Annotated in this window: 21 protein-coding genes, 1 tRNA gene and 1 riboswitch; of the genes, 12 read left to right on the forward strand and 10 right to left on the reverse strand. The window is 72.7% G+C overall.

Annotated elements, in window-relative coordinates:
• Nucleotides 1-59 precede the first annotated feature (59 nt).
• From ACFY4B_RS20465 to ACFY4B_RS20485, 5 genes are all read right to left on the reverse strand, one after another.
• Nucleotides 60-623 (reverse strand): EF-hand domain-containing protein, encoded by a 564-nt coding sequence (locus ACFY4B_RS20465; protein ID WP_049649817.1) that lies wholly within the window; start codon nucleotides 621-623, stop codon nucleotides 60-62.
• 136 nt (nucleotides 624-759) lie between these two features.
• Nucleotides 760-2,475, reverse strand: coding sequence for a dipeptide ABC transporter ATP-binding protein (locus ACFY4B_RS20470; RefSeq protein ID WP_387969653.1), 1,716 nt, complete (start codon nucleotides 2,473-2,475; stop codon nucleotides 760-762).
• Nucleotides 2,476-2,489: 14 nt separating this feature from the next.
• Nucleotides 2,490-3,482: an ABC transporter permease gene (locus ACFY4B_RS20475; protein WP_387969656.1), complete on the reverse strand. Its 993-nt coding sequence runs from the start codon at nucleotides 3,480-3,482 to the stop codon at nucleotides 2,490-2,492.
• Nucleotides 3,483-3,659: 177 nt separating this feature from the next.
• The gene (locus ACFY4B_RS20480) at nucleotides 3,660-5,417 is read right to left on the reverse strand and encodes an ABC transporter substrate-binding protein (RefSeq protein ID WP_387969659.1); all 1,758 of its coding nucleotides are present in this window, start codon (nucleotides 5,415-5,417) and stop codon (nucleotides 3,660-3,662) included.
• Nucleotides 5,418-5,532: 115 nt separating this feature from the next.
• A complete protein-coding gene (locus tag ACFY4B_RS20485; RefSeq protein WP_049649813.1) occupies nucleotides 5,533-6,513 on the reverse strand; it encodes an ABC transporter permease in 981 nt (326 codons plus the stop codon).
• A 304-nt stretch (nucleotides 6,514-6,817) separates the two neighbouring features.
• Nucleotides 6,818-6,914: riboswitch (ZMP/ZTP riboswitch) on the forward strand.
• A gap of 19 nt (nucleotides 6,915-6,933) precedes the next feature.
• On the opposite strand from ACFY4B_RS20485, the gene ACFY4B_RS20490 reads away from it, so the two are divergent.
• A complete protein-coding gene (locus tag ACFY4B_RS20490; RefSeq protein WP_380665050.1) occupies nucleotides 6,934-8,391 on the forward strand; it encodes a glycine hydroxymethyltransferase in 1,458 nt (485 codons plus the stop codon).
• 127 nt (nucleotides 8,392-8,518) lie between these two features.
• Here the strand turns inward: ACFY4B_RS20490 and ACFY4B_RS20495 are convergent, their stop codons facing one another.
• The 4 genes from ACFY4B_RS20495 to ACFY4B_RS20510 all read right to left on the reverse strand — a co-directional run bounded on the left by ACFY4B_RS20495 (nucleotide 8,519) and on the right by ACFY4B_RS20510 (nucleotide 12,905).
• Nucleotides 8,519-9,946 carry an aldehyde dehydrogenase family protein gene (locus ACFY4B_RS20495; RefSeq protein ID WP_387969662.1) on the reverse strand — a complete coding sequence of 476 codons (1,428 nt, stop codon included), beginning with the start codon at nucleotides 9,944-9,946 and terminating at the stop codon, nucleotides 8,519-8,521.
• Nucleotides 9,947-10,053: 107 nt separating this feature from the next.
• Complete coding sequence (locus tag ACFY4B_RS20500) at nucleotides 10,054-10,518, reverse strand: DUF6624 domain-containing protein (protein WP_074004455.1); 465 nt, start codon at nucleotides 10,516-10,518, stop codon at nucleotides 10,054-10,056.
• Nucleotides 10,519-10,866: 348 nt separating this feature from the next.
• On the reverse strand, nucleotides 10,867-12,504 hold the full coding sequence (locus tag ACFY4B_RS20505) for an APC family permease (protein WP_074004361.1): 1,638 nt from the start codon (nucleotides 12,502-12,504) through the stop codon (nucleotides 10,867-10,869).
• Nucleotides 12,505-12,820: 316 nt separating this feature from the next.
• A tRNA-Leu gene (locus ACFY4B_RS20510) sits at nucleotides 12,821-12,905 on the reverse strand.
• A 393-nt stretch (nucleotides 12,906-13,298) separates the two neighbouring features.
• Here ACFY4B_RS20510 and ACFY4B_RS20515 point away from each other — a divergent pair.
• Nucleotides 13,299-13,817: an ATP-binding protein gene (locus ACFY4B_RS20515; RefSeq protein WP_369808266.1), complete on the forward strand. Its 519-nt coding sequence runs from the start codon at nucleotides 13,299-13,301 to the stop codon at nucleotides 13,815-13,817.
• An 84-nt stretch (nucleotides 13,818-13,901) separates the two neighbouring features.
• Here the strand turns inward: ACFY4B_RS20515 and idi are convergent, their stop codons facing one another.
• Nucleotides 13,902-14,555, reverse strand: coding sequence for an isopentenyl-diphosphate Delta-isomerase (gene idi / locus ACFY4B_RS20520; RefSeq protein ID WP_079272473.1), 654 nt, complete (start codon nucleotides 14,553-14,555; stop codon nucleotides 13,902-13,904).
• 589 nt (nucleotides 14,556-15,144) lie between these two features.
• Here idi and ACFY4B_RS20525 point away from each other — a divergent pair.
• From ACFY4B_RS20525 to ACFY4B_RS20570, 10 genes are all read left to right on the forward strand, one after another.
• Nucleotides 15,145-15,900: a sugar phosphate nucleotidyltransferase gene (locus tag ACFY4B_RS20525; protein WP_049649809.1), complete on the forward strand. Its 756-nt coding sequence runs from the start codon at nucleotides 15,145-15,147 to the stop codon at nucleotides 15,898-15,900.
• Nucleotides 15,888-16,949 (forward strand): iron-containing alcohol dehydrogenase family protein, encoded by a 1,062-nt coding sequence (locus tag ACFY4B_RS20530; protein WP_049649808.1) that lies wholly within the window; start codon nucleotides 15,888-15,890, stop codon nucleotides 16,947-16,949. The genes ACFY4B_RS20525 and ACFY4B_RS20530 overlap by 13 nt, the downstream gene beginning before the upstream one ends.
• A 91-nt stretch (nucleotides 16,950-17,040) precedes the next feature.
• Complete coding sequence (locus ACFY4B_RS20535) at nucleotides 17,041-17,778, forward strand: CDP-alcohol phosphatidyltransferase family protein (protein ID WP_049649827.1); 738 nt, start codon at nucleotides 17,041-17,043, stop codon at nucleotides 17,776-17,778.
• Nucleotides 17,775-18,674: a glycosyltransferase family 2 protein gene (locus ACFY4B_RS20540; RefSeq protein WP_049649807.1), complete on the forward strand. Its 900-nt coding sequence runs from the start codon at nucleotides 17,775-17,777 to the stop codon at nucleotides 18,672-18,674. The genes ACFY4B_RS20535 and ACFY4B_RS20540 overlap by 4 nt, the downstream gene beginning before the upstream one ends.
• A gap of 155 nt (nucleotides 18,675-18,829) precedes the next feature.
• Entirely contained in the window at nucleotides 18,830-19,771 is a 942-nt protein-coding gene (locus tag ACFY4B_RS20545; RefSeq protein WP_049649806.1) for an ABC transporter permease, read from the forward strand.
• Entirely contained in the window at nucleotides 19,764-20,573 is an 810-nt protein-coding gene (locus ACFY4B_RS20550) for an ABC transporter ATP-binding protein (protein ID WP_234348229.1), read from the forward strand. The genes ACFY4B_RS20545 and ACFY4B_RS20550 overlap by 8 nt, the downstream gene beginning before the upstream one ends.
• A gap of 272 nt (nucleotides 20,574-20,845) precedes the next feature.
• Nucleotides 20,846-21,811 carry a squalene synthase HpnC gene (gene hpnC, locus ACFY4B_RS20555; protein WP_117492544.1) on the forward strand — a complete coding sequence of 322 codons (966 nt, stop codon included), beginning with the start codon at nucleotides 20,846-20,848 and terminating at the stop codon, nucleotides 21,809-21,811.
• A 41-nt stretch (nucleotides 21,812-21,852) separates the two neighbouring features.
• Nucleotides 21,853-22,710 (forward strand): presqualene diphosphate synthase HpnD, encoded by an 858-nt coding sequence (hpnD, locus tag ACFY4B_RS20560; protein ID WP_375876312.1) that lies wholly within the window; start codon nucleotides 21,853-21,855, stop codon nucleotides 22,708-22,710.
• 127 nt (nucleotides 22,711-22,837) lie between these two features.
• Complete coding sequence (hpnE, locus tag ACFY4B_RS20565) at nucleotides 22,838-24,271, forward strand: hydroxysqualene dehydroxylase HpnE (protein WP_387969667.1); 1,434 nt, start codon at nucleotides 22,838-22,840, stop codon at nucleotides 24,269-24,271.
• A gap of 200 nt (nucleotides 24,272-24,471) precedes the next feature.
• Entirely contained in the window at nucleotides 24,472-25,560 is a 1,089-nt protein-coding gene (locus tag ACFY4B_RS20570) for a polyprenyl synthetase family protein (RefSeq protein ID WP_387969669.1), read from the forward strand.

Genomic DNA, 25,560 nt, shown 5'->3' on the forward strand with positions numbered 1-25,560 from the left:
CTCGGTGGTCCGCCCCCGGGCTTCCGGCTCGCGGGGGCGGACCGCCGAGGACGTACGGCTCAGAAGGCGTACGGCGGTTTGCCCGTCCACCAGTTGCCGGGCGCGTCCGGGTCGCGGCTGGTCCAGAACTCGACGATCGCGTTGGTGAACTCGGCCGCGGAGAGCACACCGTCGCCGTCGGTGTCGAGGTGGCGGAAGGCCTCGTCGGCGTCGTCGCGGGACAGGCCGGCGAAGTGGCCGCGCTGGAAGACGAAGAACTCGCCGGCGTCCACCGTCCCGCTGCGGTCGGCGTCGGCGACGGAGAGGAAGGCCCCGGCGAGCGCGCCGAGGATCTCCTGGGCGGCCTCCGGGTCGTCGGCGAGCGAGCCGGTCGAGGCGACGAACTGCTGCCGGGTGATCGCCTCGGTGCCGGCGGGCAGCCGGGCGAGGTGCAGGTCGTGCCAGGTCGTCAGGTAGGCCCGGACTATCACGGCCTCCGCCTCGGAGCCCTCCTGGTGGCCGAGCGAGCGGGCCACCGAGAGGCCCATCAGGACGTGGTCCCGCTCGGTGAGCAGCCCGTCGCCGTCGGCGTCGAGGTGATCGAAGCCGTGATTGATCTTTGCGATGAGCAGGTCGTCCGACAAAAGTGCCCCCTCGATTGGTGATTCCTTGCCCGGGTCTCCTACGTCACATCGCCTGCACGCTAGCGCCTCGAACCGGACCGGCGCAGCCGAACGACCTGCCGCTTCACCCGCCGGGCCTCGATGATCATCGGTCACCTCAGTGCACCGCCGCCAGCAGTTCCCTCGTGTACTCGGTGTGCGGCGCCGCGAACAGCTGGTCCCGGTCGGTGGACTCGACCAGCCGTCCCCGGTGCATCACCGCCACCCGGTCGCAGAAGTGCCGGACCACCGCGAGGTCGTGGGAGACGAACAGGAAGGCGACACCGAGCCGTTCGCGCAGCTCCATCAGCAGGTTGAGCACCTGGGCCTGCACCGACACGTCGAGCGCGGAGACCGGCTCGTCGGCGATGATCAGGCGCGGCTGCGGGGCCAGCGCGCGGGCGATGCCGATCCGCTGGCGCTGTCCGCCGGAGAACTCGTGCGGGTAGCGGTCCAGGTGCCGGGCCTCCAGGCCGACCTGCTCCAGCAACTCGGCGGAGCGCTCCCGCCGTTCGGCCTGGTCCAGCGGGGTGTGCAGGCGCAGCGGGGTGTCCAGGGTCTGGGCGACGGTCCGGCGCGGGTTGAGCGAGGCGTACGGGTCCTGGAAGACCAGCTGGATCTCCCGGCTGAGCCGCTTCCGCAGCTCCCGGTCCGGTCGGGTGACGTCCTGGCCGTCGTACAGCACCCTGCCGCCGGTGGGGCGTTGCAGCCCGGCCAGGACCCGTGAGGTGGTGGACTTGCCGGAGCCGGACTCGCCGACCAGCCCGAGCGTCTCGCCGGGCGCGATCCGCAGACCGACGCCCTCGACCGCCCGGACCGGTTCGGCCCGCAGGCCGGGGAAGCGCCGGCGTCCGGGGAAGCGCACGGACAGGTCGTCCACCTCGACCAGCCACCGCTCGGGGCGCTCGACGGTCCGCGGCCGGAACGTCCGCGACGGGGCCGGTTCGTCGACCGTCGGCAGGGCGGTGCCCGGCACCGAGTCCAGCCGGAGCGCCGCGCCCACCAGCGCCCGGGTGTACGGCTCGCGCGGTGCGGCCAGCAGTTCGGCGGTCGGCGCGGACTCGACCTCGACCCCGCCGCGCAGCACCAGCGTGCGGTCCGTCGTCCCGGCGACCACGCCCAGGTCGTGGCTGACCAGCAGCACCGCCGTCCCGTGCTCGCGCTGCAACTCGCCGAGCAGGTCGAGGACCTGCCGCTGGACGCGGGCGTCCAGGGCGGTGGTCGGCTCGTCCGCGATGAGCAGCCGGGGGTCGTTCATCAGCGCCATCGCGATCATCACGCGCTGGCGCATGCCGCCGGAGAACTGGTGCGGGTAGTCGCGCGTCCGGGCCGTCGGGATGCCGACCCGGTCGAGCATCTCGGCCGCCCGCCGGCCCGCCTCGGCCCGGCCCGTGCCCGGGTGGTGCAGCCGGTACATCTCGGCGAGCTGGGCGCCCACGCCGTGGAAGGGGCTGAGCGAGGTGAGCGCGTCCTGGAAGACCAGCGCCGCCTTTCCGCCCCGCACCCCGCGCAGCGCGGACTCCTCGGTGCCGACGACCTCCTGCCCGTCGAGCCGGATCGAGCCGGTGACGGTGGTGGTGCGCGGGTCGTGCAGGCCGAGGACGGCGAGCCCGACGGTCGACTTGCCGGAGCCCGACTCGCCGACCAGGCCCAGGACTTCACCCGGGGCGAGGTCGAAGGAGAGGCCCCGGACGGCGGTCACCGGCGCACCGCCGCGCGGGTCGGCGAAGGAGACGGTCAGATCGCGGACGCTCAGCACCGGCCCGACGGTCTCCGCCGCCGTGCTCTCCACCTCTGCGGTCCGCACGCCGGCCCCCGGAACAGTGGAATTCATCGAAGGGCTCCCCATCAGTTCAGCCGGACACGCGGGTCGAGCCAGGCAACCGCGAGGTCGGCCAGCGCGACGAACAGCACCATGAAGCAGGCGGCCAGCAGCACCGCGCCGACCACGGCGGGCAGGTCCTGCCCGGCGACGGCCTCGGCGGCGAACCGCCCGACCCCGTTCAGCCCGAACACCGTCTCGGTGATCACGGCTCCGCCGAGCAGCACCCCGGCCTCCAGCCCGATCAGCTGCACCAGCGGTCCGGCGGCGCCGCGCGAGGTGTACTTGAGGTGGGCGCGCAGCCGTCCCAGGCCCTTGCCGCGGGCCGTGCGGACGTACTCCTCGTTCATCGTCTCCAGCAGCTGCGAGCGTGAAAGCCGGGCGAACACCGCGGAGTTGACGAAGCCGAGGACGAACCAGGGGAGCAGCATCCCGCCGGCCCAGGCGGCCAGGTCGTCGGCCGGCGGGGTGTAGGAGGGCAGCGGCAGCAGCCCGGTGGAGTAGACCAGCAGCCACTGCGCGATGTACCCGAGGAAGTAGATCTGCAGGCTGGCGCCGACCAGGGTGAAGCCGGACAGCAGCCGGTCGGTCCGCCGCCCGTGCCGCAGCGCGGAGACGAACCCGGTGCCGAGGCCGAACACCAGCAGGACGGCGAGCGCCCCGGCGGTCAGCGAGAGGGTGACCGGCAGGTGGTCGGCGAGGGCCTCGCTGACCGGCTGGTGCAGCCGGTAGGAGTAGCCGAGGCAGGGGGCGTCGCAGTGGATGGTCGAGCCGTCCACGTCGCCGATGTCCCGCCCGGCGACGACCCCGGCCAGGTAGTCGGTGTACTGGGTGAGCAGCGGCTGGTCCAGGCCCATGCTCTGGCGCACCGCCGCGACCTGCCCGCTGTCGCAGCGCGGGCCGCAGGCGGCGCGGGCCGGGTCGGCGGGCGCGGCGTAGAAGAGGGCGAAGGCGGCGGCGGAGACCGCGACCAGGACCGCGAGGGCCTGGGCGGTCCGCCGCAGGACGAAGGAGAGCATGGCCGATCCGGGGTCGACGTGATGGGGGGAGGCGTGCGAAACGGACGTGTGCGGGACTGAGGCGGAACCGGGGGCCGGAGCCGGAGACAGGACCGGGGGGCCGGACCGGAACCGGAGGCGGAACCGGGGCCCGCTCCCGCCACCGCGCACGGGCGGCGGGAGCGGGCCCCGGTCGGCTCAGGACTTCAGGTACAGCCAGGCCAGCGAGACGGTCCCGTAGATCGGGTGGATGAACGCCCCGCCGACGTTGCTGCCGCGCAGCTGGTTGACCGTCGGGTAGGCGAACGGCAGCACCGGCACGTCCTTCATCACGGTCTGCTCCAGCGCGTACAGCTCCTTGGCCTTGGCGCGCGGCTCGCCGATCTGGTTGATCCGGTCGATCTCCTTGTCGACCTCCGGGTTGCGGTAGAGCGCGGAGTTGATGTCGCTGCCGGCCCGGCCGTCGAAGGAGAACGGGATCAGGGTGGACGGGGTCGGCCAGTCGACCGAGCTGGTCTCCTCGAACAGGTCGTACGGGGCGCCGTCGCGGTGCACCTCGTCCAGGAAGGCCTTGGGGTCGATCGGCTTGGGCACGACGGTGATGCCCGCCTTGCCGAAGCCCTCGACCAGCACCTGGGCGACGCGCTGCCCGGTCGGGGTGTTCCGGTACGCGTAGGTCAGGCTGCCGGGCGCCTGCTTGGCCTTGGCGAGCTGGGCCTTGGCGGCCTCCGGGTCGCCCTCGGGCTTGACCGGGTAGAGGTCGTACTTCTGCCAGTCGATCAGCGCGGGCGAGCTGAGCGTGGTGGCCAGTTCGCCGGTCCGGGCGCCGCCCTGGACCTGGCGGGCCTGCTGGCGCGGGTAGGCCAGGTGCAGCGCCTTGCGGACCTCGACGTCCGACACCCGCTGGTTGTTGATCATCAGCTGGGTGACGAAGGCGCCCTGCCGGCCGGAGACCACCAGCTCCTTGGCCTTCGGGTCGGTGTCGGTGGTCTGGTACAGCTCGGCGGAGAGGGTGTCGGCCGCGGTGGTGGCGTTGGCGCCGCCGTCCCGCCCGGAGAGGATCTCCTGGTTGAGGTTGAGCGCCTCCTTGCCGTACGTGAAGACGAACTTCTCCGGGTACTGGCTGCGGATCGGGTCCGTCTCGGGCTTCCAGGCCGGGTTGCGCTCCAGCACCATGCGGGTGTTCTGGACGTGCTCGACGATCTTGTACGGGCCGGTCGCGAACGGCAGGCGGTCGTAGTCCGTCCCGGTGTCCTTGTCCCGGCGCACCGGGGAGGAGGAGGACTGCGCGGCCATGTACGGGACGTCGGCCTGCGGCTGCGGGAAGTGGAAGACGATGGTGCGCTCGTCCGGCGTCTCGATCGCGTCGAGGTCGCCGGCCTGCGGGCCCGCGTACTTGGTGCGCGCCGCCTCGTAGCTGGCCTCGCCCGTGAGCCACTGCGGCCAGTACGGCGGGCCGACCTCGTAGCCCTTGCCGAAGGTGCGCTCGATGCCGTACTTGACGTCCTGGGCGGTGATCGGCTGCCCGTCCTCCCAGGCGACGCCCTGCTTGAGCTTGTACGTCCAGGTGCGCCCGCCGTCGGCCGGGGTGCCGGTGTCGGTGGCCAGGTCGCCGACCAGCTTGGCCTTGCCGTCCACGACCTGGTACTGGGTCAGCTGGCGGCCCCAGAGCAGCGAGGCGTTGTAGGTGGCGCCCGCGTAGACCTTCTGCGGGTCGAGGTGGCGGAACTCGACGCTGTTGTACACGTTCACGGTGCCGCCCGCACGGGCGCCCGGGGCGGCCGGGGCGGGGCCGGCGCTCTCCTGCTCGCTGCCGAGCACGGCGGTCAGCGGGGAGGTCTCCTTGGCGGAGGCCCCGGCGCCGCCGGAGCCGGTGGTGCTGCCCGCGCCGGCCGAGCAGGAGGTCGCCAGCAGGGCGGTGGCGATGACGGCGAGGGACGGTCTGGTCCAGCGCATGGCGAATCTCTCCTTGCCCCGGCGGTCGTGCCGGGACGGGCTCGGGTGATGGTGGGGAGGGGTGAAGGGTCTTGGGAGCGGCGAGAAGAAACGGCCTCGGGAGGGCCGAGGGGCTTCAGCGGGCAGTGCCGGCGCGCGGGTCCAGCGCGTCCCGGACGGCGTCGCCGAGCAGGTTGAAGGCGATGACGAACAGCAGCAGCGCCACGCCGGGGAACACCATGTAGGTGGGGTCGGCCTGGAAGACCTCGGAGCCGCGCGCGATCATCCGCCCCCAGTCCGGGACCGGCTCGGTGACGCCGACGCCGAGGAAGGACAGCGCGGCCTCGGAGGCGACGAAGGTCGGCACCGCCATGGTGGCGTGCACCAGCAGCTGCGAGCGCACATTCGGCAGGAGTTCGTGGACGACGACATGGAATCGGCTCGCGCCCTGGGCCCGTGCGGACTGCACGAAATCCCTTTCCCGGAGCGAGCGGACGGTGGCCCGCAGGGAAAGCGCGAGCGGAATCCAGCCGAACGCCGAGAAAACCAGGATCAGCACCAGGAACTGCATCCACTCCGGTTCCGCGGTGCCCGGGTCGACCAGCCGGGACTGGATCACCGGGCTGAGCGCGAGCAGCAGGAGCAGGGTGGGAAAGGCCAGCAGCACATTGGCGAGGAATCCGAACAACCGGTCGGTGATCCCGCCGAGGTAGCCGACCGCGACGCCGACCAGCACGCCCAGCGTGGTGGTCACCACGGCGGCCGCGAAGGCGATCAGCAGCGAGGTGCGGATGCCGTACAGCAGCTGGGTGAACACGTCCCGGCCGAGGCCGGGCTCCAGGCCGAACCAGAAGTCCCCGGAGATGCCGCCGTTCGGCAGCATCGGCAGGCCGCTGTCGCTGAGCAGGCCCGGAGCGTTCTGGCCGTAGTGGTCGACCGGGTTCTTCCCGTACAGCGCGGCGACCAGCGGAGCGCCGAGGGCGAGCAGCAGGAACAGCACCACCACCGCCAGGGCGGAGGCGCCGACCCGGTCCCGCAGGATCCGGCGGAGCGGGCCGGGGTCGGCGGCGGGCACGGGCCCGGCCGCGGTGCCTGGGACGGTGTCGACCACTGCCATGAGGCGTAACCCCCGAATTCTCCGCCGCCCCATGGGTGAGGGTGCGCTGGTGTGTATTTCCGGTACGGCCTCCGGGGGTTTCCCGGCGGCTGTTCGAGCGCCATTTGATCGGATGCGTCCGAGGTTCCGCAAATCACCTTTGGCGGACGTTCGGGTCATTCCTTTCGAACTGTTTCGGGAAATGTGGCGGCTTCATTTCGCTGAAACACTCGCGTTGCAAAAGAACGGACATACCATGCCGAAACGGACTGTCCGTTCCGCATTCTGAGACCTCCGCCACAGTCCCTCCGGTGTTGGTACGATCCCGGTGGGCCGCAACTGGCGCGTAGGGATGGAATCAACCATCGGGAAGCGGCCCCGTGAATCCTCACGTGAACTTGCCGAGCGCCTGGGCCCCCGCATCCCCACCAGGAGACCGCCATGGCCCAGCAGCCCCACACCGCCGCCTCCGCCGCGGCCGACACCGCCTTCCGCAGCGCCCTCGACGTGGTCGCCGGCGTCGAACCGCGGATCGCCGCCGCGATCGGACAGGAGCTGGCGGACCAGCGCGGCTCGCTCAAGCTCATTGCCAGCGAGAACTACGCCTCCCCGGCCGTCCTGCTCACGATGGGCAACTGGCTCAGCGACAAGTACGCCGAGGGCACCGTCGGCCGCCGCTTCTACGCGGGCTGCCGCAACGTCGACACCGTCGAGGGCATCGCCGCCGAGCACGCCCGTGAGCTGTTCGGCGCCGACCACGCCTACGTCCAGCCGCACTCCGGCATCGACGCCAACCTCACCGCGTTCTGGGCCGTCCTCTCCCAGCGGGTCGAGAGCCCGGCGCTGGAGCGCGCCGCGGTGCGCAACGTCAACGACCTCACCGAGGAGGACTGGGCGCGGCTGCGCCAGGAGCTCGGCAACCAGCGGATGCTCGGCATGTCCCTGGACACCGGCGGCCACCTCACCCACGGCTTCCGGCCCAACATCTCGGGCAAGATGTTCGAGCAGCGCAGCTACGGCACCGACCCGGCCACCGGCCTGATCGACTACGACGCGCTGCGCGAGACCGCCCGCGAGTTCCGCCCGCTGATCATCGTGGCCGGCTACTCCGCCTACCCGCGGCTGGTGGACTTCCGCCGGATGCGCGAGATCGCGGACGAGGTCGGCGCGACCCTCATGGTCGACATGGCGCACTTCGCCGGCCTGGTCGCGGGCAAGGTGCTGACCGGCGACCACGACCCGGTCCCGCACGCCCACATCGTCACCACGACCACCCACAAGTCCCTGCGCGGCCCGCGCGGCGGCATGGTGCTGTGCCAGTCCGAACTGGCCGAGCACGTCGACCGCGGCTGCCCGCTGGTGCTCGGCGGCCCGCTCTCCCACGTGATGGCCGCCAAGGCGGTCGCCCTCGCCGAGGCCCGCCGCCCCGAGTTCCAGGCCTACGCCCGCGCCGTCGTCGCCAATGCCCAGGCACTGGCCGAGGGCCTGCTGCGCCGCGGCGGGAAGCTGGTCACCGGCGGCACCGACAACCACCTGGTCCTCGCCGACGTCTCCGGCTACGGCCTGACCGGCCGCCAGGCGGAGGCGGCGCTGCTCGACTCGGGCATCGTCACCAACCGCAACTCCGTCCCGCAGGACCCGAACGGCGCCTGGTACACCTCGGGCGTCCGCCTCGGCACCCCGGCCCTCACCACCCGCGGCCTCGGCACCGCCGAGATGGACGAGATCGCCGACCTGATCCACACCGTCCTGCGCGCCACCGCCCCCGCCACCACGGCCAAGGGCTCCCCGTCCAAGGCCGCGTACACCCTGGACGCCGCCCTCCGCGACGCCACCGCCAAGCGCGCCGCCGACCTGCTCGCCCCGTACCCGCTCTACCCGGGCGTGGACCTGGCCTGACGGCGAACGGCGAACAGATGACAGATTTCGAAATCTGTCATCTGTCATCTGTTCGCTGAAAGTTGTCAGCCGTCAGCCGTCAGCCGTTCGTCGGCCCCGCCCCGCGCCGCCCCGTGCACCGGGTCCGCTAGTACTGCAGGGACTTGTACTGCAGGAACTCCTCCAGCCCGTGCCGGCCCAGCTCCCGGCCGAGGCCGGAGCTCTTGTAGCCGCCGAAGGGCGCGAGCGGGTTGAAGCGGCCGCCGTTGAGGTCCACCTGGCCGGTGTCGAGGCGGCGGGCGAAGGCGGCGGCGGTGTCGGTGTCGCGGGCCCAGACGCCGCCGGCCAGACCGTACGGGGTGCCGTTGGCGAGTTCGGCGGCGTGGTCCTCGTCGCGGTAGCGGAGGATCGCCAGGACCGGGCCGAAGACCTCCTCCTGGGCCACCGTCATCTCCGGGGTCACGTCGGCGAGCACGGTCGGGCGGACGTAGTAGCCGGTGGCGGGTTCGGTGACCGGCTCGGAGCCGCCGACGACCAGCCGGGCGCCCTCGGCCAGCGCGCCGTCGATGTAGCCGCGCACCTGGGCCAGCTGCCTGGCGTTGACCAGCGGGCCGATCCGGGTCTGCGGGTCGGTCGGGTCGCCCGGCCGGTACTGGGCGGCGACCTCCTCGGCCCGGGCGACCGCCTCCTCGTACTGGTCCTCGTGCACCAGCAGGCGGGTCAGCGCGTTGCAGGTCTGGCCCGAGTTGGCGAAGACGTTGGCGACGTTCGCCTTGACCGCCCGGGCCAGGTCGGCGCCGGGCAGCACCACGTTGGCCGACTTGCCGCCCAGCTCCAGGGAGACCCGCTTCAGCCCCCGGCCGGCCGTCTCGGCGACCTGCCGGCCGACGGCGGTGGAACCGGTGAACGAGACCAGGTCCACGTCCCGGTGCCCGACGAGCGCCGCGCCCGCCACCGCCCCGGTGCCGGTCACCAGGTTGAAGACGCCCGCCGGGAACCCGGCCGCGTGCACCAGCCGGGCGAACAGCCGGGCCACCAGCGGGGTGTCCTCGGCCGGCTTGAGGACCACCGGGCAGCCGGCCGCCAGGGCCGGGACGGTCTTGGCGACGATCTGGTGCAGCGGGTAGTTCCACGGCGTGATCGCCGCGACCACCCCGGCCGGCTCGGCGTGCACCACCGAGTTGCCGATCCGCTCCTCGAAGGGGTGCTCGGCAAGGAGGGTCAGGTAGGAGGTCGCCACGGCGAGCGGCAGCCCGGCGTGCACGGCGCCGGCGAAGCCGACCGGGGAGCCCAGCTCGGCGACGACCGTCTCGGTGATCTCGTGCTGCGCGGCGGCGATCCCGTCCCGCAGCCGGGTCAGCAGCGCCAGCCGCTCCTCGGGGGTGGTCGTGCCCCAGGCGCGGGCCGCCCGGCGGGCCGCCGTCACCGCCGTGTCGACGTCGGTCGTGCCGCCGGCCGGCACGGTGGCCAGCACCTGTTCGGTCGCCGGGTTCAGTACGGTGATCGACCCGGCGTCCCCGGAGGGCCGCCACTCGCCGTCGATGTACTGGTCGCTGTACTCCGCGTACTGCCGCACCGATCGTCCTCTCGTCCGCCCTTCAACTAGCAGCGCTAGCCGAAGGTCAGTCAATGCGGCCCGGGCGGCCGCGCGCAAGAGTCAATCCCGACCGGCGGACCTGACGGTTACTTCGGAGCGAACCGCGCGGTGTACTCGTCGAACGGCTCGATGCCCACCTCCGCGCGCCGCTCGTCCAGCCGCTCCGGCTCCTCGCACGGCCACGGCACAGGGCGGCCGTCCGCCACCGCGCCGATCTGCGTCCCGTAGCGCTGCTCCCGGCCCTCGTTGACCGCCAGCCGGTCCTGGAGGAAGGCCAGGTCGCGGGCGCCCGCCTCACCCCGGGCGACGGCCTCGCCCATCAGTGCCGCCGCCCGCCGCTGGACGTCGAGCTGCCGGTCCGCGTGCTGCGCCACCAGCCACGCCGCCCGGGCGGCCTCGGGGCCGACGGCGCGCTCGGTCGGCCAGCCGTGCGCCGCCATGATCTCCGCGAGCCGGTCCCCGTGCCGGGCGGTCAGCCGCCGCCAGGCCGCCTGCTCGGCCAGGTCGGGGCTGTTCGCCAGCCGGGCGGCCGCGCCGTCCTCGGCCATCATCGCGACCAGCTCCCGCGCGAGGACCGGATCCTGACCGTACCGCTGTGCTTCCGTCACGTCGACGACGCTCCCTGTAGCCGGGCCCTCCTGCCGAGGACCGCCCGCCACCACGCTAGGCGCGGAGAACGCGACGAAGATCATCCCCGAAGACGGTGACCCGGGGGTGCCGCCCACGGCAGAATGGATGCACACCGGGAACGAAGCGCTCCACGCACACCGGGAACGAAGCGCACCGCGCACGCGCCAACGAAGCGCTCCACGCACGCGGCGACGGAACGCACACTCCCGCGAGAGACGCCGAAGGGCCGGTCGGAGGAATCCGACCGGCCCTTCACCGTGTGACGAGGATCAAACCCGGGACGGCTCCGCCGCCTCGGCGCCCTCGGCCTCCAGCATCTCCTCGCGGACCGCGGCCAGCGAGGGGTTGGCCCAGGCGCTGGCGACGCCCCAGTAGTAGAACGCCAGCCCGATCGCGGCGACGATCAGCAGGTCCCAGCCCTCCGGCAGGTAGCCGTGCCCGCCGAAGTCGGCGCTGCCCGCCCAGGAGACGCCGGCCATCACGAACAGGTACGCGACCATCCAGGCGCCCGCCTTCAGGTGCGGCTTCAGCACGGCGAACGGCTTGCGCAGCTCGTACCAGGCCCAGATCGGCAGGCCGGCGGCCATCAGCAGGATGACCTTGCCGGTGAGCGGCCAGCGGGCCCAGTAGAGCACCAGCGAGCCGAAGATCATCGCGATCGGGGCGATCACCGGCATGGCGCGCAGCCGGACCGGCCGCGGCAGTTCGGGGGCCAGGCGGCGCAGCGCCATCACGGCGACCGGGCCGGTGATGTACGAGATCACGGTGGCCACCGAGACGATCTCGGCCAGCGAGCCCCAGCCGCGGAAGACCGCGAGGAACATGAACGCGACCACCAGGTTGAGCACCAGCGCCGGGCGCGGGATGCCGGTCTTGGCGTCGACCCTGCCGAAGATCTTCGGCAGGTGGCCGTTCTCCTGCACGCCGTGGATCATGCGCGAGGTGGTGGCGGCGTAGATCATGCCGGTGCCGGAGGGGGAGATGAAGGCGTCCGCGTAGAGCGTGATCGCGAGCCAGTTGAGGCCCCAGGCGATGGCCAGGTCGGCCAGCGGCGAGGTGTAGGAGAGGTTGCTCCAGCCGTTCGCCAGGTCGCCGCCCGGGATGGCGCCGAGGAAGGCGATCTGGAGCGCGACGTAGATCACCAGGGCGATCAGGATCGAGCCGATGACGGCCTTCGGCAGCGACTTGCCGGGGTTCTTGGCCTCGCCGGCCAGGTTCAGCGGGGACTGGAAGCCGTTGAAGGCCCAGACGATGCCGGAGACCGCGACGGCGGTGAACACCGAGCTCCAGCCGTTCGGCGCGAACCCGCCGTGGTCGGTGAAGTGCGCCGAGTCGAAGTGCGCGAAGAGCAGCGCACCGGCGGTCACCGTCGGGACGACGACCTTGAAGACGGTGATCGCGGTGTTGGTCTTGGCGAACAGCGTGATCGCGAACCAGTTGAGGGCGAAGTAGACGAGCAGCAGCACGCTGGCCAGCGCCACGCCGCTGAGGGTCAGCTCCTTGCCGTCGTACAACCCCTGCGCCCAGCCGAAGTGCCAGGAGCTCATGTACTGCACGGAGGCGGTGGCCTCACCCGGGATGACCGAGACGATGGCGATCCAGTTGGCCCAGGCCGCCAGGTAGCCGGCCAGCGAGCCGTGCGAGTACTGGCCGTACCGGACCATGCCGCCGGCCTTGGGGAACATCGAGCCCAGCTCGCTGTAGGTGAGCGCGATGGTCAGCGCCACCGCGGCACCGATCACCCAGGCGAGGATCGAGGCGGGTCCGGCGAGCTTGGCGGCCCGCTCGGCACCGAACAGCCACCCGGAGCCGATGATCGACCCCAGCCCGACCGCGGTCAGGCTGATCGTTCCGAGCGATCGGCGGTAGTTCTGGTGTGATGCCGTCGACGATTCGGGCTCACTCAACGTATCGGTCCTCTCGCTCGTGGTTCATCGGGTGGTGTCGGTGTTTTTGCGATTTTGCGTCGGTATTTCGGACAAACGGAGAGCAGCCTAAGGTCCAAAAAGGGGCGAAAACCTCAGAGGAAGCTCAAACCATCCGATTGTTGCCATCTCGTGTCCGGCGTCCGGGCCGATGCGGACCGGCGAGGAGACGGACGCCACAGCGCCAGGGAGGGCGGTGGCCAGGGACGGCGACCGGGGCCGGCCCGGGGGAAAGGGGCGGCCCGAAAAACGAAATTCCCCGTGGAAGCCTTTCGGCCTCCACGGGGAATTTCGGCTGTGTCCGAGGGGGGACTTGAACCCCCACGCCCGATAAAGGGCACTAGCACCTCAAGCTAGCGCGTCTGCCATTCCGCCACCCGGACTGGGTGTGTGCTTCGGGGGCTTTTTCCTCGCCCCCTCGGCGACAGAGAGAACATTACCAGGGTTCTGGAGTGCTTCTCACCTGCGCTTCCTCGGGGCCGCGCCGACCGACATCCTGGTCGGGCCGCTCCGGGGGCACGGGGCCGCGGCGCACCGCCCGCACAGGTTGGTACGGCCTGTGAACGCGCTCGAATCCGGCCCGAACCGGTGGGGTCCGCGAAGGAACCGGTCGACTCCCGCACCGCCCGCGGTCGGTTGCGGCCGGAAGCGGTCCGACACGGGCAACTTGTCGACGGTGCCGCACCCGCCGCGACGGCTCTCCTAGCCTCTGTGGACCGAGGGCGCCATGAAGCGGATCGCCTGATTCCCGGGTCGCGGACGAAGGGCGGCTGGACGTGGAGCAGATCAGCGGAGCGGCGAAGGCCGAACCGAGACGCGGCAGGCGGGGGGAGGGCCCGGTCGGGGCCACGGCCTCCGCGGGCCCCACCGAGGGCGTGTGGCGCTTCCCGGTGCCCGCCACCGAGGCCTCGGTGCCGCTCACCCGGCACGCGGTGCGCGACCGCCTGCTGGCCCAGGGCATGACCGGGGTGCGCTACCAGGAGCTGGTGGACGACCTGCTGCTGATCGTCTCGGAGCTGGTGAGCAACGCGGTGACGCACGCCGCCGAGCTGTCGCCCGAGGTGGTCACCGAGCTGTCGCTGCGCCGGGCCTGGGTGCGGGTGTCGGTCGAGGACGGGGACCCGTACCGGCCGAAGGCGCTGGAGAACGACACCGGACGCACCGGCGGGCGCGGCCTGCTGCTGGTGAAGAGCGTCACCCTGCAGGCCGGCGGGGTGTGCGACGTCGAAGACACGGGGGAGGGCGGCAAGGTCATCTGGGCCTCGCTGCCCGTTCCCCCGGGGCCCGACCACTGACCGGCCGGGCCGGACGCCGGACCGACGGCCGACACCTCCGGACCGCCGGTCGGGACGGCCGGACCGCCGGCCGGGGCGGGCGGACTACCAGTCCCGCCCGGCGATCTCCCGGATGCCCGGCAGCGCGGCCTCGAAGACCGTCTCGAACCAGACCGAGAACGGCCGCTCCGCCCGCAGCTCGCGCAGCTCCTGCGCGGTCACGAAGGCGAAGTCGTCCACCTCCTCCGGGGCGGGCTCGACCGGCGCGGTGACCAGTCCCACGAACAGGTGGTTCCACTCCCGCTCGATCAGCCCGGACGCCTCGTCCGGCAGGTCGTAGCGGACGGTGCCCGCCTCGCACAGCAGCGCCGGTGCGACACCCAGCTCCTCGGCGGTGCGCCGGGCGGCGGCGACGAACGGCGGCTCGTCCGGGTACGGGTGGCCGCAGCAGGTGTTCGACCAGACGCCGGGGGAGTGGTACTTGCCGAGGGCCCGGCGCTGGAGCAGCAGCCGGCCCTGGCGGTCGAACAGGAAGACCGAGAAGGCCCGGTGCAGCCGGCCCGGCTGCTGGTGGGCCCAGAGCTTCTCGCCGGTGCCGATCGTGACGCCCGCGTCGTCGACCAGTTCCAGCAGGATCTCGGTTCCGACGGGGGCGGACCCGGTGGCCCGGGGGTCGACCGTCACATCGGTCTCCACGTCGAGACCGGTGTCGATCTCGGCCGCGAAGTGCGTGGGATCGGTCGGAAGACTCTGGGGCATGGGGCCTCTTTCGGGAGCGGGAGCAACGGGAGCATCGGGTGTCTCCGACACACCGGGCGGAGTGCGGCGGACACAGCGGGGGCACCGGCGCCGGCGTCGGCATCCAGTCTGCCGTATGGGTGGCGGTCGGCAGGGGTCCCACGCACAACCGGGCGGATCATGACCCGGAGGAGTCGGAAACCGTCCAGAGAAGGGTCCGGGATGCCCTCGTAAGAGTCACAGAATTCGCAGAACCGTTCGGCGCGCGTTCGGAGCCCGTTCGACCGGCCCGGCGCCTCCTCATGGCCTCCCCGCACCGTCCCGCAGGCGGGGCCCGGGCGGATCCGGTGCGGCCCCCGGGCGGCCCGACGGCCGTTCGACGGGCCCTCGGCGGCCGCCCGTCCGCCGCTCCGCCGCCGCCCCTGGGCAGGGCGGGCGCGTTCTGGCCGGTGGCCCCGGTCGCCTACCATCACATACGACACGGTGCCCGGATCTGTGCCGGCACCGGCGCGCCGCCGCCCGGCCCGGTCGAACACCGGTCCGGGGGTCCCGGTGGCGCCGCCGCCCCCGGCACGGCCCCGCGCACAGCACGACGGATCAGGAGACCCGCATGATCGGCCTCGTTCTGGCAGCCGGCGCCGGCCGCCGGCTGCGCCCGTACACCGACACCCTGCCCAAGGCGCTGGTGCCGGTCGACGGGGAACGGACCGTCCTGGACCTCACGCTCGGCAACTTCGCCGAGGTCGGTCTGCGCGATGCCGCGATCGTCGTCGGCTACCGCAAGGAGGCGGTGTACGACCGCAAGGACGCCCTGGAGAGCAAGTACGGCGTCAAGCTCCACCTCGTCGAGAACGACAAGGCCGAGGAGTGGAACAACGCCTACTCGCTCTGGTGCGCCCGCGACCTGTTCGCCGAGGGCCTGCTGCTCGCCAACGGCGACACCGTCCACCCGGCCTCCGTCCAGCGCACCATGCTGGAGGGCAACCGGCGCCTGACCGACGCCGGCGCCGCCCCCGGCATCCTGCTCGCCCTCGACACGGTGAAGAAGCTCGCCGACGAGGAGATGAAGGTCGTCGTCGACCCGGCCACCGGCATGCGCCGGATCACCAAGCTGATGGAGCCGGCCGAGGCGAGCGGCGAGTACATCGGCCTCACGGTGATCAACCCGTCCGCCGCCGCCGACCTGACCGACGCGCTGCGCGCCACCTACGAGCGCGACCCGCAGCTGTACTACGAGGACGGCTACCAGGAGATGGTGAACCGCGGCCTGCGGATCGACGTCCAGCCGATCGGCGAGGTCTCCTGGGTCGAGGTCGACAACCACGACGACCTGGCGAAGGCGCGGGAGATCGCGTGCCGGTACTGACCCGACTGGTCCCGTCGCCGCTGTTCGTCGAGATCCGCCCGGGCGCGCTGGACGCGCTCGGCGGCATCCTCGCGGACCAGCGGCTGTCGGCCTCGGGCCGGATCGCGGTCGCGATCAGCAACGGCTCCGGCTCGGCCATGCGCCGCCGCCTGGAGCCGGCCCTGCCCGGCGCCGACTGGTACAACGTGGACGACGGCAGCCTGGACAGCGCGGTGCGGCTGGCCGAGGCGATGCGCGGCGGCCACTACGACGCGATGGTCGGCCTCGGCGGCGGCAAGATCATCGACGCCGCCAAGTACGCCGCGGCCCGGGTCGGCCTGCCGCTGGTCGCGGTCGCCACCAACCTGGCCCACGACGGCATCTGCTCGCCGGTCTCCACCCTGGACAACGACGCCGGCCGCGGCTCCTACGGGGTGCCCAGCCCGATCGGCATCGTGGTCGACCTGGACGTGATCCGGCAGGCCCCGCAGCGCTTCGTGGCGGCCGGTGTGGGCGACGTCGTCTCCAACATCTCCGCGTGCGCGGACTGGGAGCTGTCGCACGCGGTGACCGGCGAGCCGGTGGACGGTCTGGCCGTGGCGATGGCCCGCTCGGCGGGCGAGAACCTGCTGCGGCACCCGGGGAGCACCCAGGACCAGGACCTCCTGACGGCGCTCGCCGAGGCCCTGGTACTGTCCGGCATCGCGATGAACATCGCGGGCAGCACCCGGCCCTCGTCGGGTGCCTGCCACGAGATCTCGCATGCCCTGGACGTGCTGTATCCCAAGCGGTCCGCCCAGCACGGCGAGCAGGTCGGCCTCGGCGCCGCCTTCGCCAGCTTCCTGCGGGGCGAGCGCGAGCTGACCGGTCTGATCGTGGAGCGCCTGGCGAGCCACGGACTGCCGGTGACCGCGGCTCAGATCGGCTTCACCGAGGCGGAGTTCACCGAAGCGGTGCACTACGCTCCGAACACCCGACCGGGGCGCTTCACCATCCTCGAACACCTCGACCTCTCCCCTTCCGCAATCAGGGACGCGTACGCCGACTATGTCCAAGCCGTCAACAGCTGACCCCTCCACCGCGGGCGCCGAACGGCCCCCGGTGGACCTGACCCGCAGGCCCTCGATCGGGGAACTGCGCGCGGTGATCCACCCGGAGGGCATGCTCCAGCGCCGCAGTGCCGAGCACTGGGCCGGTCGCCTGTACATGCGGAAGATCTCGCTGCGGATCACCCGGGTGCTCTCCACCGTGACGGCGATCACGCCCAACGGTCTGACGTACCTGATGATGGTCACCGGCATCCTGGCCGGTGCCGCGCTGGTCCTGCCGGGCATCGCGGGCGCCGTCCTGGGCGCCCTGCTGATCCAGGTCTACCTGCTGCTGGACTGCGTGGACGGCGAGGTGGCCCGCTGGCGCCGGCAGACCTCGCTCACCGGCGTCTACCTGGACCGGGTCGGCCACTACATGTCCGAGGCGGCGCTGCTGACCGGCCTCGGCCTGCGCGCCACCGACCTGCTGCACCGCGAGGGCACCGGGTCGCACTGGGAGTGGGCCTTCCTCGGCACCCTGGCCGCGCTCGGCGCGATCCTGATCAAGTCCGAGACCGACCTGGTGGACGTGGCCCGCGCCCGCAGCGGCCTGACGGCCGTCGAGGACAGCGCCTCGGTGCCGCGTTCGGCCTCTGTCGCCAAGGCCCGTCGGGCGGCCTCCTTCCTGAAGTTCCACCGCCTGGTCGGCGCGGTCGAGGCCTCGCTGCTCATCCTGGCCGCCGGCGTCGCCGACGCCGTGCACGGCGGACTGCTCTTCACCCGGCTCGCGGTGGTCGTCCTGGCCGCGATCGCGATGCTCCAGACCGTGCTGCACCTGCTGAGCATCGTCCTCTCCAGCAGGCTGCGATGAGCGCGCCGGGCACGGCGGAGGACTTCCGCCTCGGCGCCGTGATCATCACCATGGGCAACCGGCCCGCCGAGCTCAACGCCCTGATCGAGGCCGTCCGCGCCCAGGAGGGCCCGGCGGTCGAGCTGGCCGTGGTCGGCCAGGGTGTGGAGCTGCCCCCGCTGCCGGAGGGCGTGCGCACCGTCGAGCTGCCGGAGAACCTGGGCATCCCGGGCGGGCGCAACGTCGGCATCGAGCTGTTCGGCCGGGACGGCGCGGAGGTCGACGCCGTCCTCTTCCTGGACGACGACGGGAACCTGCCGCGCACCGACTCGGCCCGCCTGCTGCGCGAGGCCTTCACCGCCGACCCGGAGCTGGGCATCGTCTCCTTCCGGATCGCCGACCCGGACACCGGTGTCACCCAGCGCCGGCACGTCCCCCGGCTGCGCGCCAGCGACCCGCTGCGCTCGTCCCGGGTGACGACCTTCCTGGGCGGCGCGAGCGCGGTGCGCTGCAAGGTGTTCGAGCAGGCCGGGCAGCTGCCCGCCGAGTTCTTCTACGCCCACGAGGAGACCGACCTCGCGTGGCGCGCGCTGGACGCCGGCTGGGCCATCGACTACCGGGCGGACGTGGTGCTGCACCACCCCACGACCTCGCCCGCCCGCCACGCGAGCTACTTCCACAACGTGGCCCGCAACCGGGTCTGGCTCGCGAGGCGGAACCTTCCGGCCCTGTTGGTGCCTCTCTATCTGGGAACCTGGTTCCTGCTGACCCTGGCCCGCCGCCCCTCCCCGGAGGCGCTGAAGGCCTGGTGGGGCGGGTTCCGGGCGGGCTGGCGCGAACCCTGCGGTGCGCGGCGGCCCATGCGGTGGCGTACCGTCTGGCGACTGACCAGGCTGGGCCGACCTCCGATCATCTGATCACATCTGATGGCATCCGCATCGGATGATCGATCGCTGCGGCCGGTGCCCACACACCGGCCGGCTCCCCCGAGATCCCAGTGGATCCCCATCGGCGCACGACCGGCGGACCCCGCCGACCGGCCGCCCCGACCGATCCCGCGTGAAGGACGAATGTGTCGACAGTGAGTGAACCCGTCAGCCTCTCGGCCCCCAGGGGGGCGGACGCGGGCCTGACCCCCAAGCAGCTTGCGGACAAGTACGGTCTGGCGGTGAGCGGCGCCCGTCCCGGCCTGTTCGCCTACTCCAAGCAGCTCTGGGCCCGGCGCCACTTCATCTGGGCCTTCGCCACCGCCCGCCTGGTGGCCCAGTACACCAACGCCAAGCTCGGCCAGCTGTGGCAGGTGGTGACCCCGCTGCTCAACTGCGCGGTGTTCTACCTGGTCTTCGGCGTGATCCTGGCGAGCAAGCAGGGCTTCCCGGACAACACCTACATCGCCTGGCTGTGCATCGGCGTCTTCGTCTTCCAGTTCACCCAGAACGCGGTGCAGGCCGGCACCCGGGCGATCTCCGACAACCTCGGGCTGATCCGGGCGCTGCACTTCCCCCGGGCCAGCCTCCCGATCGCCTTCACCGTGATCCAGCTCCAGCAGCTGCTGATCTCGATGGTCGTCCTGGTCGTCACCGTGCTCGCCGCCGGCATCACCCCGGGCCGGACCTGGCTGCTGATCATCCCGGCGCTGCTCCTGCAGACGCTCTTCAACACCGGCATCTCCCTGGTGATGGCCCGGCTCGGCTCCCGGACCAGCGACATCTCCCAGCTGATCCCGTTCGTGATGCGCGCCTGGATGTTCCTGTCCGGTGTGATGTTCAGCATCCAGGACAAGATCACGCACTGGCCGCACTACATCCAGACGCTGATGTCGCTCAACCCGGCGTCGATCTACATGGACCTGCTGCGGCACGCCTTCGCGCCGGTCATCTACAACCCGCACCAGCCGGTGCACCAGACCCTCCCGCCGCACCAGTGGGCGTACGGCCTGGCCTGGGGCGTGGGCATGTTCGTCGTCGGATACGTCTTCTTCTGGAAGGCCGAGGAGGAGTACGGCCGTGGCTGACATCGACCTGAGCAACAACGACACCGTCACGGACGCGGACGTCGCCCGCGAGCCCACCGTCGTCGTCGACGACGTGCACATCGTCTACAAGGTGCACGGCGCCGGCTCCGGCAAGGGCAGCGCCACCTCGGCGCTGAGCCGCATCATCAGCCGCAAGCGCGCCTCCGGCGTGCGCGAGGTGCACGCGGTCAAGGGCATCAGCTTCACCGCGTACAAGGGCGAGGCGATCGGCCTGATCGGCTCCAACGGCTCCGGCAAGTCGACCATGCTGGCCGCCATCGCCGGCCTGCTGCCGACCGAGAAGGGCGGCATCTACACCAACGGCCAGCCCTCGCTGCTGGGCGTCAACGCCGCGCTGATGAACGAGCTCACCGGTGAGCGCAACGTCGTCCTCGGCTGCCTGGCCATGGGCATGACCCCGGCCCAGGTGAGGGCCCGCTACCAGGACATCGTCGAGTTCTCCGGCATCAACGACAAGGGCGACTTCATCTCCCTGCCGATGCGCACCTACTCCTCCGGCATGGGCGCCCGGCTGCGCTTCTCGATCGCCGCCGCGAAGACCCACGACGTGCTGCTGATCGACGAAGCCCTCGCCACCGGCGACCAGGCCTTCCAGCAGCGCAGCAAGCGGCGGATCGACGAGCTGCGCAAGTCCGCCGGTACGGTCTTCCTGGTCAGCCACGACAACAACTCGATCCGCGAGGTCTGCGAGCGGACCATATGGATCGAGGCCGGCGAGCTGGTCATGGACGGACCCACCGAGGAGGTCGTGAGCCGCTACGAGCGCGGCGAGCGACCGTAGTCCCCGTCACACTCCCGCGGGGCCGGTTCCGGAGCTTCCGGAGCCGGCCCCGCGCCTTTCCCGCCGCCCGGCGCGGAGGCGAGCGCCCGCTGCCCCGGCGGGGCGCTCTTCTCCGGCGCGCCCGGGCGTGTCAGCCTGGTGGTCGCGGGGGCGGTGTGCCGTGCGTGACGCCCGCGCTCGGACGCGTGTCCGAGTCGGACCGGTCGTGCCAAGCGGTGTAGAACGGGGGAGTGACAGCAGTGTCGGCTTCGGCCCAGCCCAGAGATACGCCGGTGAACGGTTCCGCAGGACAGACCCTGGACAAGGCGGGCGCGGAGAACTTCCCCGTCGCCCCGTTCTTCCTGCCCGCGGCCTGGCGCGACGACCTGATGGCGGTGTACGGCTTCGCCCGCCTGGTCGACGACGCCGGCGACGGCGACCTGGCCGACCCGGCCGCCACCGCCCGGCTGCTCGGGGTCGAGCAGACGCCCCCCGCCACCCCTTCGGACCAGTCCGGCCCGCCGGCTCCGCAGGAGACCGCCTTCCGGCTCGCCCTGCTCGACGGACTGGAGCAGGACCTCGACCGGGTCTTCGAGACGGCCCTGCGCACCGCCGGCGGCTCCGGAGCGGCCGGCGCGGACCGCCCCCGCCACCCGCTGATGAGCGCGCTCGTCCCGCTGGTCGACCGGCACGGCCTGACCCCCGAACCGTTCCGCCGTCTGATCGAGGCCAACCGGGTGGACCAGACCACCTCCCGCTACGCCACCTTCGACGACCTGATCGGCTACTGCACCCTCTCCGCCGACCCGGTCGGTCGCCTCGTGCTGGCCATCGCGGGCGTCTCCACCCCCGAGCGGACCGAACTCTCCGACGCCGTCTGCAGCGGCCTCCAGGTGGTCGAGCACATCCAGGACGTGGCCGAGGACCTGGCCCACGGCCGGATCTACCTGCCCGCGGAGGACCTGGCCCGCTTCGGCGTCACCGAGGCCGACCTGGCCGCGCCCTCCGCCGACGGCGCGGTGCGCGAGCTGATCGCCTTCGAGGTCGAGCGGGCCCGCACCCTGCTCGACCGCGGCGCACCATTGGTAGGTACGGTTCGGGGGAGGCTTCGACTGCTCCTGGCGGGATTCACCGCAGGCGGCTATGCGGCCCTGGCGGCCGTCGAGGACGCCGGGTACGACGTGCTCGCCCAGCAGGCGAAGCCGGACAAGCGCCGCCTCGCAGCGAAGGCGGCGGCCATCTTCGCGAAGGGAAGGTGAACGCCCGCGTGGCGGCATCACCACTGGCGTCGGCCCAGGTCATGGCGGCGTACCGGTACTGCGAGGCAGTCACCGGACTGCAGGCGCGCAACTTCAGCTACGGCATCCGGTTGCTGCCAGAACCCAAGCGGTTGGCCATGTCGGCCCTGTACGCCCTGGCCCGCCGGGTGGACGACATCGGCGACGGCGACCTCCCGGACGACCGCAAGGCCGAGGCGCTGGTGCGCACCCGGGAGCTGGTGGACGAGGTCCGCTCCGGGGTGGTCGCCGACGACGACACCGACCCGATCAAGGTCGCCCTGGCCGACGCGGCCCGGCGCTTCCCGATCCCGCTCGGCGGTTTCGACGAGCTGATCGACGGCGTCGAGATGGACCTCAAGGGCGCCGAGTACCAGACGTACGACGAGCTGAAGGTCTACTGCCGCTGCGTGGCCGGCGCGATCGGCCGGCTCTCGCTGGGCGTCTACGGCTGCGACGACCCGGAGCTCGGGGCGCGCTACGCGGACACCCTGGGCCTGGCGCTGCAGCTCACCAACATCCTGCGCGACCTGCGCGAGGACGCCCTGACCGGCCGCACCTACCTGCCCGCCGAGGACCTGGTCCGGTTCGGCTGCGAGCAGGGCTTCGCCCTGCCCGAGCCGCCGGTCGGCGCGGACTTCACCGGCCTGGTGGCCTTCGAGGCCGCCCGCGCCCAGGCCGCCTTCGAGGAGGGCCTGCGGCTGCTGCCGATGCTCGACCGCCGCAGCCGCGCCTGCACCGCCGCGATGGCCGGGATCTACCACCGGCTGCTCGGCCGGATCGCCGCCGAACCGGAGTCGGTCCTGCGCGGCCGGGTCTCGCTGCCGGGCTGGGAGAAGGCGTACGTGGCGCTTTCCGGGCTCGCCGGGGGGCGTTCTTGATTCTCGCAACAGTTCTGTCACGCTGTGTCAGCTGGGAATCACGTGCGGGTAGTTCCGTGTTGAACAAACGAGGATCTTCTTCAGGGACCGCCCGCGGGCGGTCCACCGACTGCGAGGGGGAGGGCCGATGACCGGGCGAGCCGATGCCGCGCGCCCGGCGGCCGTGGTGGTCGGCGGCGGCCTCGCCGGGATCACCGCCGCGCTGCGCCTCGCCGAGGCGGGCCACCGGGTCACCCTCGCGGAGGGGCGGCCCCGGCTCGGCGGCCTGGCCTTCTCCTTCCAGCGCGGCGAGCTCACCGTTGACAACGGCCAGCACGTCTACCTGCGCTGTTGCACCGCCTACCGCGGCCTGCTGGAGCGCCTCGGCGCCTCCCGGCTGGTCCACCTCCAGGACCGCCTCGACATCCCGGTGCTCTCCGTCACCGGGCCGCCGGAGGCCCCGGTGCGCACCCTGGGCCGACTGCGCCGGGCCGGCCTGCCCGTCCCGCTGCACCTGGCCGGCAGCCTGGCCCGCTACCCGCACCTGTCCCCGGCCGACCGCGCCCGGGTGGTCCGCGGCGCACTAGCCCTGCGGGGCCTGGACCTCGCGGACCCGGCCCTGGACGAGGTCTCCTTCGGCGACTGGCTGCGCCGCAACGGGCAGAACGCCGCCACCCAGGCCGCCCTGTGGGACCTGGTCGGCGTCGCCACCCTGAACGCCCGGGCCGACCAGGTCTCGCTGGCGCTCGCCGGGATGGTGTTCAAGACCGGCCTGCTCGCCGACCCGGGCGCCTCGGACATCGGCACCGCCGCCGTCCCGCTCGGCGTGATCCACCACGACCGGGCGCTCACCGAACTGGAGCGGGCCGGCGTCCGGGTGCTGCTGCGGTCCCGGGTGGCCGAGCTGAAGCCGGCCGCGCCGCAGCACGCCGTCCGGCTGGAGGGCGGGGAACTGCTCACCGCCGACACCGTCGTGCTGGCGGGCGCCCAGGACAGCGCGGCCGCGCTGCTGCCGCCGAACGCGGTCCCCGGGCAGGAGCGGCTGGCCGGCTTCGGCACCGCGCCGATCCTCAACGTGCACGTGGTCTACGACCGCAAGGTGCTGCGCCGGCCGTTCTTCGCCGCGCTCGGCTCCCCGGTGCAGTGGGTCTTCGACCGCACCGCGCACTCCGGCCTGGCCGCCACCCCGACGGGCCGGGCCCACCCGGGCGCCCAGTACCTGGCGCTGTCGCAGTCCGCCGCGCAGGACGAGATCGACCTGCCGGTGGCCGAGCTGCGCGGCCGCTACCTGCCCGAGCTGGGCCGGCTGCTGCCGGCCGCGGCCCAGGCCGAGGTGCTGGACTTCTTCGTCACCCGGGAGCGCACCGCGACCTTCGACCCGGCGCCGGGCAACGGGGCGCTGCGCCCCTCGGCCCGCACCGAGGTCCCCGGCCTGCTGCTGGCCGGCTCGTGGACGGCCACCGGCTGGCCCGCGACCATGGAGGGCGCCGTGCGCAGCGGCCACGCCGCGGCCGACGCCGCGCTCGCCGCGGCCGGCGCCCGGACGCCGGTGGACCGCGGCGACGGGAGGTGGCCCAGGTGACGGCGGGCCCCGCCGCCGGAGAGCCCGCCAGAGCCGACGGGCGTACCGTCGAGCGCACCGGCGCATCCACCGGGAGCGGCCCGGCCGGCCGTACCGGCACCGCTGGAACCACCGGCACCGGCACTCGATTCGACACCAGCCGCACCGACAGCGCCCGGCCGCCCCGTGCGGCCCGGCACCACGAGGAAGAGGGAACGCACGTGGAGTCACGCACCGGCTACGCCGTCGGAGGCACGGCGCACGCCGAACCGGTCTCGGTGCCGGAGCTGCTCGCCCGCAGCCGTACGCTCTGCACCCCGCCGCTACGGGCCGCCGTCGCCCGACTGGCCGCACCCATGGACACCGTCGCCGCCTACCACTTCGGCTGGATCGACCGGGACGGCACCCCGGTGACGGGGGACGGCGGCAAGGCCGTGCGCCCGGCGCTGGCGCTGCTGTCCGCCCGGGCCACCGGCGCGGCGGCCGAGGTCGGCGTGCCCGGTGGGGTCGCGGTTGAACTGGTGCACAACTTCTCCCTCCTCCATGATGATCTGATGGACGGTGACGAGACCCGACGGCACCGGGCCACCGCCTGGACGGTCTTCGGGCCGGCCCAGGCGATCCTGGTCGGCGACGCCCTGGCGACGCTCGGCACCGAGGTGCTGCTCGACGCCGCCGTGACCGGCGGGGCGAGCGCCACCGACGCCGCGCGCGCCGTCCGGCTGCTCACCACGGCGACCCGCCGGCTGATCGACGGCCAGGCGATGGACGTCGCCTTCGAACAGCGCGACAGCGTCACGGTCGCCGAGTGCCTGGAGATGGAGGGCGGCAAGACGGCGGCACTGCTGGCCGCCGCCTCGGCGATCGGCGCCGTCCTGGCCGGCGCCGACGACAAGGTCTCCGACTCGCTCCAGCGCTACGGCTACCACCTGGGCCTCGCCTTCCAGGCGGTGGACGACCTGCTCGGCATCTGGGGCGCCACCGAGGTCACCGGCAAGCCGCACTGGGGGGACCTGCGCCAGCGCAAGAAGTCCCTTCCGGTCGCCGCCGCCCTGGCCGAGGGCGGAGCGGCCTCGCGCCGGCTCGCCGAAGAGCTGGCCGACCCGAAGGGACGCGGGGAGGAGAGCGAGCCCGAGCTCGCCGCCCGCGCCGCGCTGATCGAGGAGGCCGGCGGCCGCGCCTGGACCCGGGAGGAGGCCCGCCGCCAGCACACGACTGCCCTCGCCGCCCTGGACGAGGTGCCCATGACCGACGAGGTGCGGGAGCACTTCGTCGCACTCGCCGAATTCGTGGTGGTACGAGAGAGGTGA

This window comes from Kitasatospora sp. NPDC001261, from assembly GCF_042896795.1.
In the GTDB taxonomy this organism is placed as follows: Bacteria; Actinomycetota; Actinomycetes; order Streptomycetales; family Streptomycetaceae; genus Kitasatospora.